The sequence below is a fragment of the Mesorhizobium sp. GW821-FHT04C10 genome (genome assembly GCF_059420305.1).
The window spans coordinates 6,542,193-6,561,422 of the sequence record NZ_JBWKTL010000001.1 but is presented as its reverse complement, the minus strand read 5'-3'; the positions used below and the strand labels follow the sequence as shown (position 1 = coordinate 6,561,422).

At 62.7% G+C, this 19,230-nt stretch carries 15 protein-coding genes and 2 pseudogenes; 11 read left to right on the top strand and 6 right to left on the bottom strand.

The window, feature by feature from the left end:
• The first annotated feature begins 38 nt into the window (after positions 1-38).
• The 3 genes and pseudogenes from AC07UC_RS31425 to AC07UC_RS31415 all read left to right on the top strand — a co-directional run.
• A pseudogene (locus tag AC07UC_RS31425) lies at positions 39-654 on the top strand (IS6 family transposase).
• A 323-nt stretch (positions 655-977) separates the two neighbouring features.
• Positions 978-1,838: a helix-turn-helix domain-containing protein gene (locus tag AC07UC_RS31420; protein WP_494908565.1), complete on the top strand. Its 861-nt coding sequence runs from the start codon at positions 978-980 to the stop codon at positions 1,836-1,838.
• Between the two features lie 318 nt (positions 1,839-2,156).
• Positions 2,157-2,516 (top strand): annotated as a pseudogene (locus tag AC07UC_RS31415) (DUF4158 domain-containing protein); the annotation flags it as partial.
• Positions 2,517-2,565: 49 nt separating this feature from the next.
• Here AC07UC_RS31415 and AC07UC_RS31410 read toward each other — a convergent pair.
• Positions 2,566-3,489 (bottom strand): LysR substrate-binding domain-containing protein, encoded by a 924-nt coding sequence (locus AC07UC_RS31410; RefSeq protein ID WP_494908564.1) that lies wholly within the window; start codon positions 3,487-3,489, stop codon positions 2,566-2,568.
• A 203-nt stretch (positions 3,490-3,692) separates the two neighbouring features.
• On the opposite strand from AC07UC_RS31410, the gene AC07UC_RS31405 reads away from it, so the two are divergent.
• The 8 genes from AC07UC_RS31405 to AC07UC_RS31370 all read left to right on the top strand — a co-directional run bounded on the left by AC07UC_RS31405 (position 3,693) and on the right by AC07UC_RS31370 (position 12,971).
• Positions 3,693-5,291, top strand: a complete 1,599-nt coding sequence (locus AC07UC_RS31405; protein WP_494908562.1) for a M24 family metallopeptidase — start codon at positions 3,693-3,695, stop codon at positions 5,289-5,291.
• Positions 5,292-5,600: 309 nt separating this feature from the next.
• Positions 5,601-6,626: an ABC transporter ATP-binding protein gene (locus tag AC07UC_RS31400; RefSeq protein WP_494908561.1), complete on the top strand. Its 1,026-nt coding sequence runs from the start codon at positions 5,601-5,603 to the stop codon at positions 6,624-6,626.
• A gap of 19 nt (positions 6,627-6,645) precedes the next feature.
• Entirely contained in the window at positions 6,646-7,701 is a 1,056-nt protein-coding gene (locus tag AC07UC_RS31395; protein ID WP_494908559.1) for an ABC transporter substrate-binding protein, read from the top strand.
• A gap of 65 nt (positions 7,702-7,766) precedes the next feature.
• The gene (locus AC07UC_RS31390; protein WP_494908558.1) at positions 7,767-8,537 is read left to right on the top strand and encodes an ABC transporter permease; all 771 of its coding nucleotides are present in this window, start codon (positions 7,767-7,769) and stop codon (positions 8,535-8,537) included.
• The gene (locus AC07UC_RS31385) at positions 8,537-9,343 is read left to right on the top strand and encodes an ABC transporter permease (RefSeq protein ID WP_494908557.1); all 807 of its coding nucleotides are present in this window, start codon (positions 8,537-8,539) and stop codon (positions 9,341-9,343) included. The genes AC07UC_RS31390 and AC07UC_RS31385 overlap by 1 nt, the downstream gene beginning before the upstream one ends.
• Positions 9,343-10,494, top strand: coding sequence for a M24 family metallopeptidase (locus tag AC07UC_RS31380; RefSeq protein WP_494908556.1), 1,152 nt, complete (start codon positions 9,343-9,345; stop codon positions 10,492-10,494). The genes AC07UC_RS31385 and AC07UC_RS31380 overlap by 1 nt, the downstream gene beginning before the upstream one ends.
• A gap of 47 nt (positions 10,495-10,541) precedes the next feature.
• Complete coding sequence (locus AC07UC_RS31375) at positions 10,542-11,690, top strand: arginase family protein (RefSeq protein WP_494908555.1); 1,149 nt, start codon at positions 10,542-10,544, stop codon at positions 11,688-11,690.
• A 69-nt stretch (positions 11,691-11,759) separates the two neighbouring features.
• Positions 11,760-12,971 carry a saccharopine dehydrogenase family protein gene (locus AC07UC_RS31370; RefSeq protein WP_494908554.1) on the top strand — a complete coding sequence of 404 codons (1,212 nt, stop codon included), beginning with the start codon at positions 11,760-11,762 and terminating at the stop codon, positions 12,969-12,971.
• 181 nt (positions 12,972-13,152) lie between these two features.
• Here the strand turns inward: AC07UC_RS31370 and AC07UC_RS31365 are convergent, their stop codons facing one another.
• The 5 genes from AC07UC_RS31365 to AC07UC_RS31345 are packed head-to-tail and all read right to left on the bottom strand — an operon-like array spanning position 13,153 to position 19,126.
• A complete protein-coding gene (locus tag AC07UC_RS31365; protein WP_494908553.1) occupies positions 13,153-13,956 on the bottom strand; it encodes an ABC transporter permease in 804 nt (267 codons plus the stop codon).
• Positions 13,953-14,852, bottom strand: a complete 900-nt coding sequence (locus tag AC07UC_RS31360) for an ABC transporter permease (protein ID WP_494908552.1) — start codon at positions 14,850-14,852, stop codon at positions 13,953-13,955. The genes AC07UC_RS31365 and AC07UC_RS31360 overlap by 4 nt, the downstream gene beginning before the upstream one ends.
• 15 nt (positions 14,853-14,867) lie before the next feature.
• Positions 14,868-16,058, bottom strand: a complete 1,191-nt coding sequence (locus tag AC07UC_RS31355; RefSeq protein WP_494908551.1) for an ABC transporter ATP-binding protein — start codon at positions 16,056-16,058, stop codon at positions 14,868-14,870.
• A gap of 7 nt (positions 16,059-16,065) precedes the next feature.
• Positions 16,066-17,787: an amidohydrolase gene (locus AC07UC_RS31350; protein ID WP_494908550.1), complete on the bottom strand. Its 1,722-nt coding sequence runs from the start codon at positions 17,785-17,787 to the stop codon at positions 16,066-16,068.
• A gap of 31 nt (positions 17,788-17,818) precedes the next feature.
• On the bottom strand, positions 17,819-19,126 hold the full coding sequence (locus AC07UC_RS31345; protein ID WP_494908549.1) for an NAD(P)/FAD-dependent oxidoreductase: 1,308 nt from the start codon (positions 19,124-19,126) through the stop codon (positions 17,819-17,821).
• Between the last annotated feature and the right edge of the window lie 104 nt (positions 19,127-19,230).

The following is a 19,230-nucleotide window of genomic DNA, read 5'->3' as shown; positions in this document are numbered from 1 at the left end:
GGCTGAGGCATGTGAGTTCCTCAATTGGGAGGGTGTTCCTGTTTTCAGGCCGCCATTTCAACCGTTCGGTGATCCTGCTGTGTGTACGCTGGTACCTGGCGTACAATCTCAGCCTTCGGGTCTGGAAGAGATGATGGCCGAGCGCGGCATTCACGTCGATCATTCCGCAATCCATCGCTGGGTCGTGCGGTTCTCACCGCTGTTGCTCGAACGGGTTCAACCATCGCAAGCGACCTGTCACCCGTAAATGGCATGTTGATGAGACCTATGTGAAGGTTCGTGCTCGATGGATGTATCTCTATCGCGCCATCGATAGCGTGGGCGACACGGCCGAGTTCTTCTTCAGTGAGAACCGTGACCTGCAGGCAGCCAAACGCTTCATCCGCAAAGCGCTGAACCGTCATGGTCGACCAGATCGTATCGTCATCGACGGCAGCCGGACGAACCGGGGGCAGTCATTGCCTGCGATGGCGAAAGCCGCCTGCAAAATCGATCACGGCAATCGTTGAAGCCAATCCGCATCCGGCAAAGCGCTAGCGCCGCGACGATCCTGTCTGGGATTGAAATGGTTCATATGATGCGCAAACGACAGACGAGGTACGCCTATAATCCGGCGCCATCGCTGTCGAGCAGTTCGAAATCCTGGCCGGGTAAAAACTGACCAAGCACCCTTTCTGCATCTCGACTTCGCGTTTGCGACAGAGCCTCAATGGGCAGTTTCGGGTGACGGAAATCTACTTCTCGGAAGAGAGTCGAAAAAAAGCGGTTTAAATGCCATTTCAGTGGCACAACGATACGTCCGGTTAGCCGACAATATGTATGAATATCCGGAATGCGCTTTCTGAGCGTAGTTAATCTGATTCTAGTTATCATAATTTGCATATATACAGCTATATGAAGAGTCGTGGTGGAGATGTAATCGCGCTTTTTGCGCCGCAGTTGAAATGGGGAAGGGCTGCAGATGGTAGCGACACAAAATGCTTAGCATGGTGCCTGACGGTTGGGGGCCAAAGCTTCATTCATCGGCGGGCAGCGTCACGCGAACGCGGACCGGGCCAAATGTGATTTCCTTTACGGCGCCGGCCCATTTTGCCATCGTCATGCTGACCCCTCAACCCCAGCGGATCGTCGGGCTCAATAGCGACAAGCGCGAAAAGTTCAGCGCCACGGCCGGAACACTTGAGCTGGTGCCTGCTCAGTCGGAATTCTTTGCCGGCTGGGAAACGCCAAAGGAAAATTTCCTGTTCGCGTTGTCGCCGGAGAGGTTGCAGCAATTGGCGATCGCGGAATTCGACAATGACACGATCGATCTGGAATTGCTTCGGCCGGGCCATGTCGATCACGCAGCGTTGAGGATTGCCAGGATGCTCGAGAGCGAATTCAAGCGCGCTCGTTATGCTTCGCCGAATGAGCTCTATGTGGATTCGCTCATCACCGTTTTCGCGACGCATCTGTTGCGCAGTTATTCCCAACTGGGCCAGCGTGGAGTTCCGCGCAGGCAGGGCGGGATTCCACCGAATATCATGACGCGTGTGGTGGACTACATTCAGGCTCATATGGGCGAAAAGATCAGCCTTGCAAAGCTCGCTGCGGTCGCGGGGTTTTCTCCAAGCCATTTTGGCCGCGCATTCCGTCAGAGCACAGGACAGGCGCCCCATGAGTTCGTCTTGGGCTTGCGGCTGCGGGAAGTTGAACGTCTGGCGTCAAACGCTGAAATCCCGCTCAGCGAAGTGGCGCGGCTTACCGGATTTTCGAGCCAAAGCCATATGACCGCGACCATGCATCAGAAATGGCTGGTGACGCCAGGAGAGATAAGGCGGGACGGTTTGCAGAGATAAGTGCAGATTATCTGCTGTTTCGGACCGTCGTTAGCAACTAGATATTGTATGAGCCGTCTCTTGGCCGGAAGTGAATGTGCTAGAAACCAGGAAATTTATTTTGTTGCGTATAGATGCGGCGCTTGATTTCAGTCGCTATCGTGATTGGCGGCCTTTATGCGATCTGGCTCTGTCGCAAACTCTTTTAGGAGCCCGGAAACGTAGAAAATCATTCCCCTGCATAGGCTCATTCACAAGCTGGCGCGACCACAATCGGCGTTTAGGCGGCGTGCCGACAGCCCCAGGCCGATCCTCTGAGCATCGACGGACGAGGATAGCCTGATCCGTCACTTTACACTGGATCCGGCAGATCGTTTGGAATGCGAGCTTCGCCGCCGACCGCAGAACAAGCTAGGCTTCGCGGTTCAACTTTGCACAATGCACCAGACGGTGCGGCTCTTGTGGGATAACGAGCAGCCGCTCGCGGCTGTGATCAACTATCTTGCGGATCAACTCGGTATCGACGCACGCTTCGCGCCCCGACTGCGTAACCTCAAAGACCGGAAGTTCCACACATCCGAGAAAGGCGACGCATATCCGGCGCTATCGAACCAACATTGGCGCGCCGATCAACGTCACCTTGATTCTCGACCATTGGGACGATCTGCTCATCTGGCAGCGTCGATCACGACGCGATCCTTCTCCCGTGGTTCCCATCGAAAAGCATCGCAAACGGCTTGAAGAGCAGTTAAACCCGGCCGGAGCTCAGGCGTTCGAACAGAAAACGTTCCAGATCACGGACCCGGCGGCGACGCGGTTCGTCCGTCGGAAGGATCATCATATACTGCGCCGGCGCGTCCATCTCGACATCGGAGACACGCACCAGCTGGCCGCTCGCGAGTTCGTCAGCGGCCGTCATTGCGTCGGCGATCGCGAACCCGCAGCCCAACGCCGCCAGCTCGAATGCCATGACCGGGTTGGGCACCCGCAGCAGCGGCGGCTCGGCATCGCTTACTAGGCCGGCGGTCGCCATCAGCCTGCGCCAGTCCGAACCATCGTCGTAGTGTATCAATGGATGCTTGAGGATATCGCTCGGCGTCCGGATCGCCGGCGGAAGGTTGAGGCGTCGCGGACTGCACACTGCGAAAAAGCGAAGGGAGGCGTCCGTCATGAGCGGCCTGCGCTCGCCGGGAACGTCAACGTCGCCGAAAGAGATGACGATGTCGGTTCCTTCCGGCAGGGGGGTCTGGGTGACGATGGACAAGCTCAGCTCCCGGTTCTGATCGAGATATTCGGCAAGCAGCGGCAGCACTCGCCTCGAGAGGAGGAGAGGCGCGCAAGCGATGCGCAGCTCCCCGCGCATGGGGCTCGCGCCGAGCACCGTCAGCCGATCGGCGATGCCGTCGAAGGCCTGGCGCAGCGCCGGCAGAAGAAGCTGTCCGGCCACGGTCAGTTGAAGGGGGCGGCTCGTCCGGTCGAAGAGCGTCACGCCGATCTGCTCCTCGAGCGCCCGGACCTGGTGGGATACCGCGCTCGTGGTTACCGAGAGTTCGTCGGCGGCTCGCGCTAGTCCACCGAGCCGGGCTGCTGCCTCGAAGGCCTCCAGTGCGGTCAGGTTCGGGAGATGTCTCGCCTGGTTACGCCGCGTCGGTGGGGTTGATGGATGTTTCACTGGAAAGCCACTCTAAAGTTGATTTTTTCTCAATTTAAATCATAAAAAAATCTATTGCATGTACAATATCAATACATTCAGATTATTTCCAGCCAGCCCCGATGCCTATGCAGGCGTAACAGCAGACCCGACTACAGAATCGATTGTCCTTCAATTTCAACCGGAGACCGCCAATCCAATTGGCGGCTTCCACAAGATGGAAGATGGGCGCCACAATGGTCGAAAAAGTAACAATGGAAGAATTGTTGAGGCTCGAAGAGTGGATGCGGAACGACAATGCCGCAGTTACCCCGCAGATAGCCTTCTCGGCCGACGAATACGCTTCACGGTTGGGCAAGCTCCGTGACGCGATGGGGGACATGAAGGACCCGAACGATCCGGAGGAAATGAAGAATCCGAGACCCAGCCGCGTCGAGGTCGTTCTGTTGTCCTCCCCCGAGGCGCAGTGCTGGCTGCATGGCTATCAGGCGCGGTGGTACCGAACCGGCTCGACCACGGAATGGGCACCGTGCAACTTTACAGCGGTCCATATAGGCAAGAACGCAGTGATCCGAGTGCCGTTGAACGGTGCCCGCACCGAGGATACACAGTACTCCAACCACACGATTTTCAAGAGATCGGTAAAGGCCCAGACCGTCAGTCCAAATCCAGAATGGAACCCAAAGCCGAAACAGGGGTTGGAGCTGACTGACGGCTTCCTCCTGTTCGATTCCTCCGATCACAAGGATTTGATCCAGTTCACATCGATCGCCGGAGGTTTCAGCCACTTCGATGATCCGAAGCATCCCGAAGACGCCAAGCCGGACAAGGAGAGCGTGCACAAGTTCCTTTTGGATGAACTCGAGGCTCAAGGATGGCTGACCAAAGACGTGGTGATCGGGATCGAGATGTGGTCCCCACGGCAGAACGCGGCGACGACTGCCGATCTGTCCGAACAGCTCACGAAACGGTTCACCGCAAAGATCAAGGACATCACTGTTCCGCTGCGCGACCTGCAGCGCATCAAATCCGATGCAGAACTTGACGTCATGAAGGAGGCCGCAAAGGTCCTCGACGCTGCATATGCTCACGTGCTGTCCGGAAACCTGCACGTCTCAAGCCGCAATATAAGGCACAGCGATGATCCTATTCAGCGCACCGATCCTCCAAAGACGATGCGCCTGCATGCGGGGATGACCGAAATGCAGGTGTGGGCCGAGATGGAATGGGCCATGGCCCAGGAGGGCGGCGAAACTGCCGGGCTGCACAATACGGTCTCACGGACGCGCAGATATTGCCATGCGCTGTCCAGCACCCGCCCCATCAACAATGGCCCGCTTCTGCTTGATCCGTGCGCGGTCAAGCATCGCTACCACGTCAATACGGCCCGCCAGTTTTACCTCGGCAAGAATGTGCCGCCCGAACTCGCGAAGGCCAGCAAGATCGCGGCAGATGCGATTGAGGTATTGCACAGGACCGCAAAGGCAGGGGATACATTCTCGGTCGTGAGCAGCGCGCTGCAAAAGTACTATAAGGACGCTGGCATATGGAATCTCCGCGAATGGATCGGCGGATATCAGTTCGGCATTGCTTTCACGCCTGATTGGGTGGGCGAGTTCACTTGGGACATCGACTTCAGTGAAAAAAAGACGATCCAGAAAAATCTGGTCGCCAGTTTCGAGAGCTTTGTCGGAGGTGCCGGTTGTATCGACACCGTCATCTTCGGGGACACCGGCGTCGAGGCCATGTCCAGCCTTTCTCGGGAGATCCAGCCGATCGATCATGAGATTCCGGATTGGTGGCAGCCGGTCAGGACGTCGTGACGCCGTTCGTTTCCAGGAAGGCGCGCGCCGATCGGGATGAAAGCCTCGGCGGCTTTCTCTGCCCGCTTGGAAGCGAGCATCGACCCGTCTGACAGGCCCTTCGCCACGGTGGGCGATCGGCCTGCTTCACGCTTTGGCGCTGCGTCGTCTGGCTGCAGCCGGCCGCGTCGCGAGCATGGACTGCCTACACAACAGATGGGTCGCGGCGTCTCAGATGCTTGAGAATTTCTCTACATATCTTGCAAAATTATCGGTTGTTGATCGAGAAAAACTACATCCATATGAGCTCATCACTCGGACCGTCCCAGCATGCCGACACCTGCAAATCGCACCGCAATCCTGTCGCTTCGCGACATCGAGGTGCGTTATGGGTCGGCGCCGGCTCTCGCCGGCGTCAGCTTGGATGTGAATCCTGGCGAGTTCCTCTCCTTTCTCGGGCCCTCAGGGTCCGGGAAAACGACGACGCTCAACGTAATAGCCGGCTTCGTGCCCCCCTTCAGCGGCACAGTCCTCCACGAGGCGCGCGATATCACCTCCAAGCCAGCCCAGGCGCGGGGGTTCGGCGTGGTGTTCCAGGGTTACGCGCTGTTCCCGCATCTGAGCGCGCTCGACAACGTCGCCTATCCGCTCTGGGTCCGCGGCGTTCCGCGCGGCGAACGCCGACGGCAAGCCGCGCTGATGCTCGATCGGCTGGGGCTTGGATCCCTGGCGGGGCGCCGTCCGGCCGAACTTTCGGGAGGGCAGCAGCAGCGCGTGGCCATGGCCAGGGCCCTTGTCTTCGAGCCGCCTTTACTGCTGCTCGATGAACCGCTTTCGGCGCTGGATCGTGACCTGCGCAGACGGCTCCAGGCCGAGCTGAGGGCGCTTCATCGCGACGCGGGCCGGACCTTCGTTCTCGTCACCCATGATCAGGAGGAAGCCATGACGCTCTCCGATCGCATCGCGGTGTTTCGCGCCGGGCGGCTGGTTCAAACGGGCACCCCGCAAGAGCTGTACCGCCGTCCCGTTTCGCGCTTCGTGGCCGAATTCGTCGGCGAGGCAAACCTGCTGCCGATGACGGCCGGCAGATCGCGCGGCGGCTCCCTGATCCTGATCCGGCCGGAGGAGGTCAAGCTCGCCCGTTCCGGTAAGGACGACCGGCATGCCGCGCTCGTGGACCTCGTGTTCGCCGGGGACTGCTGGCGCGCAACTCTGCGCGACGACGCCGAGCGTGTCTGGATGGCCAAGTTGTCGGAGGCGGAAAAGTCCGCGCTCTCCCCCCTGCCGGGCGAGCGCCTGCACATCGGATGGCAGGATCAGGCGACGTGGACCATTTCCGATGATGGCCACGCATAAACAAGAAGGGGAACAGGATATGAGGACCAACACGGAAATAACCCGCCGGGACGCGCTCGTCGGCTTGGGAGCATTGGGGCTTGCGGCTGGGCTCGGCCGACCGGCGTGGGGCAAGCAGGGCGAGCTTATGATTGCCAACTGGGGTGGCGACGCAATCGCCGCCTACGAAGCCGCCTACGCCGAGCCGATGAAGGCCGCGACAAGTCTGTCGCTGCGGATCGACGGCAGCGGACCGCTCGAGGGCACCATCAAGACGCAAGTGGAAAGCGGCGCGCCCCTATGGGACCTCGCGGATGTGGAGGCCTATTCGGCCATCAGGCTCGGTCGCCAGGGTCTCCTGGAGAAAGTGAGCGATGTGCTGGACCCCGCGGTTGCCCCGTCCGGGATGACCGATCCTCACGCGGTGCCGTATTCCACCTTCAGCTACGTCATCGCCTATGACGCCAAGCGCTTCGGCGACGACCCGCCGCGCAGCTGGGCGGATGTCTGGAACGTGGAAAAATACCCCGGCAAGCGATCGTTCTACAAATGGATGAGCGCCAATCTCGAATGCGCGCTCCTTGCCGACGGAGTGCCGCCGGACCAGCTCTATCCTCTCGATGTCGACAGGGCCCTGCGCAAGTTCGAGGAACTGAAGCCGCATATCCTGACCAACTGGGGTTCCGGAGCGGAGAGCCAGCAGCTGCTGCGCGACGGCGAGGTGACGATCGGACATGTGTGGCACTCGCGCGCGATCCTGCTCAAGGCAGATACTGGCGGCGCCGTCGACTGGACCTTCGACCAGGGCATTCTCGACTATGGGGTCTGGGTGGTGCCGCGCGGCAATCCGGCGGGTCTCGAGGCGGCTCGTCGCGCGCTGGCCGTGACCCAGGATCCGGCCGTGCAGGCGCGGATCATGGAACTCTACAACTATGGTCCGACGAACCCGGCCGCGAACGCCCACATAGCCGAGGCACTGCGCGGCCGGAATCCTTCCGATCCGGCCAACCTCGCCCGCCAGGTCATCAAGAACAATGCCTGGTACGCCGACAACTACGATGCGGCGCTCCAGCGCTGGCTGGCGCTGTTCGGATGATGCGAGTGGGGCATCGGGAAAACCTGGCGCTGGCGGGACTTGTGCTGCCGCTCCCGGCTCTTGTCGTGTTCGCCTATGTCGTGCCCTTCCTCGGCCTTGCGGCGTGGAGCCTGCAAGGCCGGGGCGGGCCTTCGCTGGAGGCGTATGGAGAGCTCCTCGGCGACGCGACTTTCGCCGCGGTGCTCGGCCGCACGATATGCGTGGCGGCGCTGACGACGGCGATCAGCGTCGCCGTCGGCGGGCTCCTGGCTTACGTATGGGCGTTCGCGACGCCGCGCGCGCGCCTCCTCGTCGAGATCGCCATTCTCGTGCCCTTCTGGATTTCGGTCCTGGTTCGCGCCTTTGCCTGGCTCGTGCTGCTCGGCAAGGACGGGCCGGTGAACGACGCGATCGTCGCGCTCGGCCTGTCCGGCGAGCCGCTCGCACTCGTCCGCAACGAATTCGCGGTGGTGATCGGCATGGTCCACTACATGATCCCATACGCGGTCTTTCCCATTCTCGCCGCCATGAAGGCGGTCGATTTCCGCCTGCTGCTGGCGGCGCAGAGCCTGGGCGCGGGCAGGGGCCGGAGATTCTGGAGCGTGCTGATGCCGCTGGCATTTCCCGGGATCATCGCCGCGGCCATCATCGTTTTCGTCTTCTCGCTGGGCTTCTTCGTGACGCCGGCGATTCTGGGCGGGGGTCGCGTAACGCTCGTCGCCGAGTTCATCTACATCCAGATCTTTCAACTGGCGGACTGGTCGAAGGGAACCGCGGCCACCATCCTGCTGATGTTCGCGGTGGCGGTTCTGTTCGGCGGATTCGCGCTCGGACGGCGCGTCGTGGGGAAACGCTGATGTTCTCGAGCCTCGCGCCTCGCCGGCTGACGCTGGCCCTCGCGACGGCGGCGCTCGCCTTCCTGATCGCGCCCGTCCTCGTGGTCTTCCCGGTATCCTTCACTCCGGAACGATATCTTTCCTTCCCGCATGGGACCTGGTCGCTGCGTCATTACCGGGAAGTCCTGGGGGCCGGGCAGTGGCTCGATGCCATCGGCACGAGCCTGGTCGTGGGCTTCGCGTCGGCGCTGCTCGCCACCGGGCTCGCCGCGGCCCTGATGATTGGACTATGGCTAAGGCGAACGCGCCTGAGGGGCCTGCTCCTCGGCTTGACCATGCTGCCGCTCTTTGCGCCGCAGATCGTTTCGGGCGTCGTGCTCTATGTCGCGGAAGCGCGCCTGGGCCTGGTGGCCAGCTATGCCGGCCTGGTTCTCGCGCACACGATCCTGGCGGCGCCCTATGCGGCGGTGGCCGTGGGCGTGGGGACGGCGCGGCTCGATCCGGCGCTGGCTCGTGCGGCGCAAAGCCTGGGGGCAAGCGTGTTACGTGTCGGCTGGACGGTCGCCGCTCCCAATCTGCGCCTGCCGCTCGCCGTCGCCTTCGGCACGGCGTTCGCCGTCTCCTGGGAGGAGACAGTGGTCACGCTGCTCATCTCAGGCGCCGACATCGCGACGCTTCCCAAGCGTGTCTGGGAAGGGCTGCGCTTCAACATCGATCCGGCGATCGCGGCGCTCAGCGTGCTGATGATCGCCCTCACCGCCATCCTCGTCCTCGCCGCTCGCGTGCGCGGGTTGCCGACGGGAGCCAACCCCCATGGAGATTCCTGATGCAGACCGCCTTCCCTCGCTCGACCTATCGCCGCCGGATAGAGGCCGTCCTGGCGCGAATGGAGGAGGCGGGTCTCGACGCGCTCGTCACCACCGCGCCAGACAATGTCAACTATCTCTGCGGCTATGACGCGATCGGCTATCTCTGGTATCAGGGTCTGATCCTGTCGCCGCGCCTGCCGGAGCCTGTCTTTGTCATCCGCCAGATCGAAGCGAGCGCCGTCGAGGAACTGTCGGCCGCAGCGGCGACGCGATACTACGATATCGCCAGCGAAGAGCCTGCCGCCGCGGTCGCGGATGTTCTCAAGGGCGCGGGCCTGTCCGGCGCGCGGATTGGAGTGGAGACGCAGTCGACCTGGATCAGCCCGGCGCAGTATCTGGCTCTGCAAGCGGCGCTGCCCGACGGGCGTCTCATCGACGCCACGACCCTGGTGGCGGAAGCGCGCCTGATCAAGACGTCCGAGGAAGTGGATTGCCAGCGGAAAGCCGCGCAGATGGCGGACCGCGCCATGCGGGTCGCATTGGATGCGCTGCGACCGGGCCTGACGGAAACGGAACTCACCGGCCTCATGCAGCTCGAGCTCGGCCGGATGGGAAGCGAGTATCCGGCGATTCCCCCGCTCGTCGTCTTCGGACGGCGGACCAGCATGGTCCACGCCATGGCCAATCGCGTGGCGCTCGCCCCAGGCGATCTCGTGATGCTGGAGGTCGCCGGCTGCTACCATCGCTATCATGCCGTTACCATGCGGACCGCCGTGCTCGGCGAGCCGCCGTCGCGCGTGCTTGCGGCGGCGGATGCGTTGTCGCACGCCTTCGCGGCGGCGGTGGAGGCCGCGAAGCCGGGAGCGCCGGTCGGAGCGCCGGATGCCGCCTGTAACGCGGTGCTGGCGCAGCACGACCTCGTCCGGCGGCGGGCGCATCGCATCGGCTACAGCCTCGGCATCGCCTATCCGCCGACCTGGCTGGAGGCCATGATCCTGGACGCCGGAGATCCGCATCGTTTCGCGCCGAACATGAGCTTCACCATGGAACCGAACCTCATCTTCGACGATGAGGGTTGGGGCTTGAAGCTCGGCGACACCGTGCTCTGCACCGAAAGCGGCTCCGAACGGCTGTCGACCCTGCCGACAGGCCTGACGGTGGTCGCGTGAAGGCGGGCGCGGGGTCGGTCAGCGGGGCTGTGCCGGCGGAACCGCGGTTGGATGTCTTCTGGAGCAAAGCGGCGCTCCTGCACGACACGGGATCCGGCGTCTTCGAGGCGCCTCCCAGTCCGCTCCTCGCCGAGCAGACGCCGCATCCGGAGAGCATCCTGCGCGTCAGGAACATGCGCGCCATGCTGGAACGGGGTCCGGTCGCTCCCTACCTGGCCTGGAGCGAAGCCACCGCCGCGCCGGAGGAACGGGTCGCCTTGTTCCATCCCGGGCGCTACCTGGATCGTCTGCGCCATGCCGCGGCGCGTTCGGAACGCTTGACCCCCACCACTCCGCTCAGTCCCACCTCCTGCGATGCGGCGCTGGGGGCGGCGGGGGCCGCGCTGGCGGCGCTGGACGCCATCCTCGCCGGCTCCGGCCGCCCGGGCTTCGCGCTGGTGCGGCCGCCGGGCCATCACGCCGGCCGGGAGACCGCCGACGGCTACTGTCTCGTCAATCACGCCGCCATCGTCGCTGAAAACGCGCGGGCGGCGGGAATGAGCCGCGTGGCGATCATAGACTGGGACGCACATCACGGTAACGGCACGCAGTCAGGCTTCTACGACCGCGACGACGTGTTCACCGTGTCGCTGCACATGGATCACGGCGCCTGGGGGCCTACCCACCCGGAGACGGGTGCGATCGACGAGCGTGGCGTCGGCGCCGGGCGCGGCTTCAACCTGAACCTGCCGCTGCCGATGGGCTCCGGCGACTCGACCTACCTGCGTGTCTTTGACGAGATTGTCGCGCCCGCGGTCCGGGAGTTCGCGCCCGATCTGATCGTCATCTCTTCGGGAGTGGACGCCGGACAGTTCGACCCCGGCGGACGAATGCTGGTCACGGCCGCCGGTTTCCATCACTTGGCGACAAACGCGCGGCTGCTCGCGCGGGAAATCTGTGGCGGACGCATCCTGGCGATCCAGGAGGGCGGCTACAACCCGGCCCATGCGGCGTTCTGCGTTCATGCGGTCGCCGAGGGCCTTGTCGGATTGCCGATGTCGCTGAGCGATCCGCTTGCCTACATGCCGGACGACCCGGAGCAGGCGGAAGCCACTCTTCGACATTTGCGCCGGCATCTCGACGACAGCGGCGCCTCGATTCCCGGGGACAGCGAAAAAGTCGGCATGACCGACACGACATCGGCCCTGTCCGCCTGAATCTCCAAGACGATCTCATTTCCTCAGGCGCGCTTTGATCGTGGCCCAGGCTGAACAAGGATTTAACGGATGAAAGTTCTAATGGTGGGTGGCGCCGGCGCGATGGCCAGTGGTTCCGTACGGGATATGATCGCGAGCTATTCGCGGCATATCGAGGAGATCATCGTCGCCGACACGTCGCTCGGTCGCGCGCGACGCCTTACCGATCAACTCGGCGATCCCCGCCTCAAGCCGGTGGAGCTCGACGTCGACAATGGCGCCGAATTGCGAAGCTTGCTGCGGCGCGTCGATGTCTGCGTCAATGCGGTCCCGGTCTTTGCCGGCCATCACATGGCGATCTTCGAGGCCTGTTTCGAGATGCGCAAGACGTATGTCGATTTCGGCGGCATGGGCGTCTTCACCGTTAAGCAGAAGGCGCTCCAGGAGAAATGGCGGCAAGCGGGCCTTACGGCCATTCTCGGCCTCGGCGCCGATCCGGGCATCTCGAACGTCATCTGCAAGGCGGTGGCCGAACGCCTCCACCGCATCGACCGGATCAACCTCTACTGGGCCGCCAAGCGCCTCGGACCGGACAGTCCCGTGCTGGTGCCGCCCTACGCGATATCCACGGTGCTTGGCGAGTATGCCAATCCGTCGATGCAGTTCCTCGATGGCATGCACCGGGAAGTCGCTCCGCAAGAGGGCGAGGAAACGCTCGGATTGCCCGAGCCTTTCGGCCGCACGACATTCATCTTCACCCAGCATTCCGAGCCGCTGACGGTGCCATTGGCCGAGGGCATTCGGGACAAGGGCATTCGCGAATTCACCTGGAAACTGCATCTGCCCCAGAAGGAGCACGAGGCCTGGGTCGGCCTGGTGAAGGCGGGATTCGGCCGCATCAACGACCCAATCCAGGTCGGAGGCGTCAGCGTCGATCCGCGGCAGTTCCTCGATGCCGTGATGCAAAGGAATATCGAGCGGCATGGCGCCGAGATCCCGGAGACGACCGCGCAGGAAATCCACCTCGCCATCGGCCACGGCGAGAAAGACGGCGAGCCGGCCACGATCAACTGCGCGGTCATCGGCCTGCCGGATGCCCTCTATGAGGGCTATGTCGACGCGGCAACCTCGATGGGTCTGTCGATCGGCGTGCAGCTCCTGGCCGAGACGCCGTCCAAGCCAGGCGTGTGGGGACCTGAGGAATTCTTCGAGACCTCCTCGTTCCTGGCCGAGCTGGAGCGGCGAAAGTTCCGCGTGATGGCCGACATACCGGTGGCATTCCCGTCGGCTGCGAAGGCTTGATGAAGCGGCTTCCAGCCTCGCGGGCAAACGTGGCGCAAACGGCTACGGCGGAAATCATCCATCATGCCACCGGATCGCCGCCGGCATTGTCGCGGCGATCCGCGCCGGCGCGGGCAGATTACACGGTTCGTTACGGCCGCCGGCGCTGGCCTATCGCATAGGCTTCCTTCGACGCGCGGGATCAGCCGCTTGCTTCAAGCCGGTCCCGCCCCTGGAACTTCGTCCGGATTGAAACCGCGATGACCGTGATGGCCACGACGGCCACGATGAGCGTCGAGAGCGCGTTGATTTCCGGGCGGATGCCGCGCTTGACCTCGGAATAGATGCGCAGGGGCAGCGTCGTCGTACCAGGCCCTGTCGTGAAGGACGACAGAACCAGCGAATCGAGCGAGATCGAAAAGGCAAGAATGAAGCCGGAAACGACCGCCGGCATGATGATCGGCAGCGTCGCCAGGAAGAACGCCTGCGGCGGCGTTGCACCAAGGTCGCGGGCTGCTTCCTCGATCGTCAGATCGAATTGCGAGAGACGGGCGGAGACCACGACGCACACGAAGCACATCGACATCGTGGCATGCGCGATGACCACGGTGAGAAAGCCCCGGTCGATGCCGAATGCCACGAACAGCAGCAGAAGCGATAGCCCGCTGATCACTTCCGGCAATACCATGGGCGCGACGGCAAGCCCGGCAAAAAGGCTTCTTCCGGGGAAGCGTTGCACCCGGCTCAGAGCGCATGCGGCCATGACGCCCAGGAGCGTGGCGATGATCGAGGAGACGAGCGCTATCTTGAGCGTAACCCAGCCCGCAGACCAGTAGGCGGTGTTGTGGTACAGAGATCTGTACCAGCGGAGCGAGAAACCGCTCCACAGGGTAATGAACTCCGAGCCATTGAAGCTGTAGAAGATCACGACGCAGATCGGGAGATAGAGGAAGGCTATGCCCAGGGCGAGGGAGACATGGCCGAACCAGGAGAGCGAGCGGCTCATGCGAGTTGCCTTCCGCGGCGCTGGCGGTTGAACTGGTAAAGGATGATCGGTACGACCAGGAGCGCCAGAAGCAGCACGGATATCGCCGAGGCCAGTGGCCAGTCGTTGTTGATGAAGAATTCGTCCCAGAGAACGCGGCCGATCATGGGGACGCTGGTGCTTCCGAGAAGGCTGGGAATAACGAATTCGCCGGTCATCGGGATGCAGACGAGAAAGCAGCCGCCCAGAACTCCCGGCAGGGAAAGAGGCAGGGTGACACGAAAGAAGGCGCCGATGCGGCTGCAGCCGAGATCCCGCGCCGCCTCGTAGATGCTGGTGTCCAGCTTCTCGAGGGTCGCGTAGATCGGAAAAATCATCAGCGGCAGGTAGGCGTAGACCATGCCGATATAGACGGCAAAAGTCGTATTCAGGATCTGCAGCGGCTCGCTTATGACGCCCAACGAGATCAGGAGATGGTTGATGACCCCTTCCTTCGACAGGAGGACGATCCACGCATAGATGCGAATGAGAAACGATGTCCAGAAGGGCAAGTTGATCGCCATGATCAGCGCCGGCTTCCACCGCCGCGGCGACGAGGCGATCGCGTAGGCGATGGGGTAGCCGAGCAGCAGGCTGAGGAGCGTCGCGACCAGGGCGATCCCGATGCTGTTCAGATACGCCATGACGTACATGTCGTCGTCGAACACGATCCGGAAATTGTCCAAGTCGAGCTGACCGACGAATGCTTTCAGCCCGTCCAGCCCCTTCGAGATATCGAATACCGGAACATATGGCGGTATCGCCAGCGTGCTGCTGGACATGGCGATCTTTGCGACGAAGGCGAACGGCACGCCGAAGAAAACCAGCAGCCACACGAAAGGCGGCAGAATGAGCAACCACTTTCGAAGCGCGGTCATTCTTCTTCTCCACGTTCAGTGGTCGAGCAACAGTCCATCCTGGGGATACCAGGACACCCAGACACGATCGTCGTGAGAAAAGCGGGTGCTCAACGATCGCTGGTTGTTCGTCATCTGGACCATCAGCTGCTTCCGAAGTCCGACGTCGATATAGTAGGTGGAGATGTTGCCGAGGTAGGCGATGTCGATGATCCGGCCTGCTATGGCGTTCGAGCCATCGTCGGGCGCCTGCGGGGTCACCTCCATCTTCTCCGGACGGATGTTGAGGTAGCGAGCGGTTTCCTCCTGCCCCGGCTTCGTCAGCGCGACGGAGAACCTTGCATCCAGGCCATTCGGGACGAACCGGGGCTTTCCATCCGTGCCCGTCTCGACGCAACCTTCGAAGAGATTGGTTTCACCAACGAATTCCGCCACGTGCCGGCTCACCGGGCTTTCATAGAGCTGGAGCGGCGGCGCGACCTGCACCAGTTCGCCGTGGTCCATGACCGCGATCCTGCTTGCCACCGTCATGGCTTCCTCTTGGTCATGGGTGACGATGACGAAGGTCGCGCCGAGCCGGTGCTGTATGTCCATCAGTTCGAGCTGCGTTTCCCGGCGCAGCTTCTTGTCCAGCGCGGCCATCGGCTCGTCGAGCAGCAGGATTTTCGGCCGGCGCGCCAGCGACCGGGCGAGCGCGACACGCTGGCGCTGACCTCCCGAGATTTGATGCGGCTTTCGCCGTCTCAACGGTTCCAGTTGCACCAGGTTGAGCATTTCGGACACGGTCTCTTCCAACTGCGCCTTCGGCATCCGCATCCGCCGCAGGCCGAAGGCGATGTTGTCCTCGACCGTCAGATGAGAAAACAGAGCATAGGACTGGAACATCATGTTGACCGGCCGCTTGTGCGGTTCGACCGGAACGATGTTCTGATCCTCGAGAAAGATCTCGCCGGATGTCGGCGTTTCGAAACCGGCAAGCATCCGCATGACCGTGGTCTTGCCGCAGCCCGAGGGGCCGAGAAGGGCAAAGAACTCCCGCTCATAGATCTTGAGCGAAAAATCCGCGATGGCCGCGACGGCGCCGTAGGTTTTTGAGACCGATTTGAACTCCACGATCGGCTTGGAATTCGGATCGTTCCATGGTGCGAAGCCCGAAGCGGAGCTTCCTGACAAACTGAGGTGCGGGTTCGCGTCTAGCAAGGAGGTATGGCTTTCGGTTGAACACATGGCGCTTTCAGACATGTCGGAGGCTTGTGGCGGCCGCGTCGCGGCTTCGGTTCGCCCGCTCGAACGTGATGCGCCCGTTGCATATGGTCAGCGCGGCACGAACGGTGGACAGGGCATCCGGGGCGAGGCCTTCCATGTCGGCATCCAGCACGACGATGTCGGCAAGATAGCCTTCCCGCAGCCGGCCCTTGCGCTCGCTCATGAACTCGACCCACGCCGCATTCAGCGTGTAACCGTGCAGGACCTCGTCGAGGGAAAGCCGCTGATCGGGAACGCCCTCGGCGAGAGGCTCGCGCATCATCGCCGCCGAAATCGAGAGCATCGGATCGAGTGGCGCCACGGGCCAGTCCGTCGAGAACACCAGCGATGCCCGGGCGTCGGCGAGCACACGCCAGGCGAACGCGTGAGGAAACCTTGCCGGACCAATGAGTCGCGGCGCCGTCTCGTCGCCGGCATCCGCGTGTGGAGGCGCGTGGATGGGCTGCATCGAGGCCACCGCCCCGATCTTGCTGAACCTGTCGACATCGTCGGGATGGACGACCTCTATGTGCTCTACGCGATGCCGCAGGTCGCGGCCGCCCGTCACGCTCGCGGCGTGCTCGTACCCGTCCAATACACGTCGAACGGCCCCGTCGCCGACCGCGTGGCTCGCCACCTGCAGGTTGAGGCGTGAAGCTGTCGCGCAGATGTCATTGAACTTTTCCTGCTGGAAGAGAGCTGTTCCCTTCCAGCCGGGCCGATGCGCGTAGTCGTCGAGGAAGAAGGCGGTCTCGCTTTCCGTCACGCCATCCATGAACACTTTCACGAAGTCGCAACGCAGCATGTCGGAATCGTAGACACGATTCCAGGCGGCCGCCTTGTCATGAAGTTCGGACAGCGGCGAAGAGCTCTTCATGTGGAATGGCATCCGGACGCGCACCGGGAGGCTTTTCGTCCGGTCGATCTCGTCCAGCATCTCGAGCTGGTAGAGATTGCCGTCCATGTTCTGGATCGAAGTGATACCGAGGCTGGCGCAGTAGGCGAGGCCGCGCTGCAGAAGGGCAAGATCGTAGCGTCTCTCGCTCTCCGTGACCCTATCGGGCTCGCCTCCCGTCCAGATGCCGAGCATCTCCCTCCCGCCGCCTTCCACCACGGCATAGGCCAGGGAAATGGCGTCGGCCTCGCGAAGTTCGCCGGTTGCCAGCCCGTCCTCGCCCATCACGATCTCGCTGCCGGCGGCAAGCTCACGCCCATCGAGAATTCCTGCCCGCTGGAGCGCGCAGGAATTCGCCCAGGCGGTATGGAGATCGAAGGCCACCAGCAGGAGCGGCCGATCATTCACGATCCGGTCGAGATGATGTCGGGTGATGGGTTCGGTCGGCGATATCGCCGTATAGAGGCAGCCCTGGCCGACGATGGAAGGCGCACTCGGATGCGCCGCCGCATGGCGGACGATCGCCGCGCTCAGGCTTTCGAAACCCTGTATGCCATGAACGGAGAGCTGCGCCAGGCTCGCCGAGCCGCTGAAGATGTGGACATGGGCGTCGTTGAAGCCGGGGAGCACGGTGCCGCCATCGGCATCGACGATCCTGGTCCTCGGCTGCGCCAGTGCCATCACCTCGTCATCGTCGCCAACCGCAACGATCCGGTTGCCCGAAACAGCGAGCGCCTGGGCGAGAGGGCGCCCCTTGTCCATCGTCTTGATCCGCCCGCCAAACAGGATCAGGTCGATCGGCCCGTTCGTGTTCATTTTCGATATTCCTCCAGTCGGCGGGCGGACTTCATGGCAGGCGATCGCGCAGGGCGTACCAGGTCATGGCGAGCGCCAGGAGCGGTGACCGCCACGTCGGTCCGCCCGGGAAGGGCGTGGATGGGAGCGATGCCAGCAGGTCGAACCTCTCGGCCTGCCCGGCGATGGCCTCGGCAATGATCTTGCCCGCGAGGGTGGCCAGCGCGACGCCCTGGCCGGAGAAGCCGCCTGCCGTCAGGACGTTGCCACGCAGCCGCCTGAAATAGGGCATGCGGCTCATGGTGATCCCGAGCACGCCGCCCCAGCGATAGTCGAACTCGACGTCCTTCAATTGCGGGTAGACCGTGCCGAGGGGGCGGCGGACGACGGCGTCGATATCCGCGGGGAAGCGGTAGCCATAACTCTCGCCGCCCCCGAACAGCAGGCGGCGGTCCTGCGAAAGGCGGAAGTAATTGATGACGAATTTCGTGTCCGCCACGGCGTAATCGCGCGTCAGGACGGTCGCCGCCTCCGCTTCCGAAAGCGGTCGGGTCGCGGCGATGAAGCCGTTGATCGGCATCACGTGGCGAGAGATATCCCCGTCGAGATCGCCGGCGTAGCCATTGCAGCCGATGATCGCGAAATCCGCCGTTACGCTCGCCCGGTCCGTATGGATACTCACCGACTGGGCGTGATCAATGTGGACGACCCGCGATGTCTCGAACATCACGGCACCCGCGCGCTCGGCCGCCCTCGCCAGGCCAAGGAAGTAGTTCAGCGGATGCAGGTGGCCCGCATTGGCGTCGAGCGACCCGCCATAGTAGAAATTTGACGGCAGGATCTCCCGGAAAGCTTCGCGATCGAGGAAGGTCAGTCCCTCGATGCCGTAGTCCAGCCGAAGCTTGTCGACATACCGCCGCGTTTCCTCGACATGACGGGGGCGATGGCAGGCCGTAAGCACGCCGTACTTGAACGCGCAGTCGATATCATGCCTTGCGATCAGGTCTCGAACGAGCGCGACGGCCTGCGTGGCAAGACACCAGAGGTCGCGCGCCGTCGCGGATCCATACATGTGCTCCAACTCATCCTGATGGAGCCGCATCCCCGAATTGACCTGCCCGCCGTTCCGGCCCGAGGCACCCCAGCCGAGCCTGTTGGCCTCCAGGAGGACGACCCGATAGCCTTTCTCGGCGAGATGCAAGGCGCTCGAGACACCGGTATAGCCGCCGCCGATCACGCAGACGTCGCAGCGTATATCGCCGCTTGCCGACGCTCGAGGCCCGACATTGCCGTTGGCGGTGGCCGCGTAGTAGCTGCCGGGATACTGGCCCGGCCGGTCATTGATGGTCAAAAGGTCCATGGCGCTCTACAAACCGGAGAAATTCCACGACATGCCTGACTGCTTCCGCGCGGCTTTCGTTCGAGAGAAGAGGTCAGGCGTTTTCGCCTCCTGGGAAGAACAGC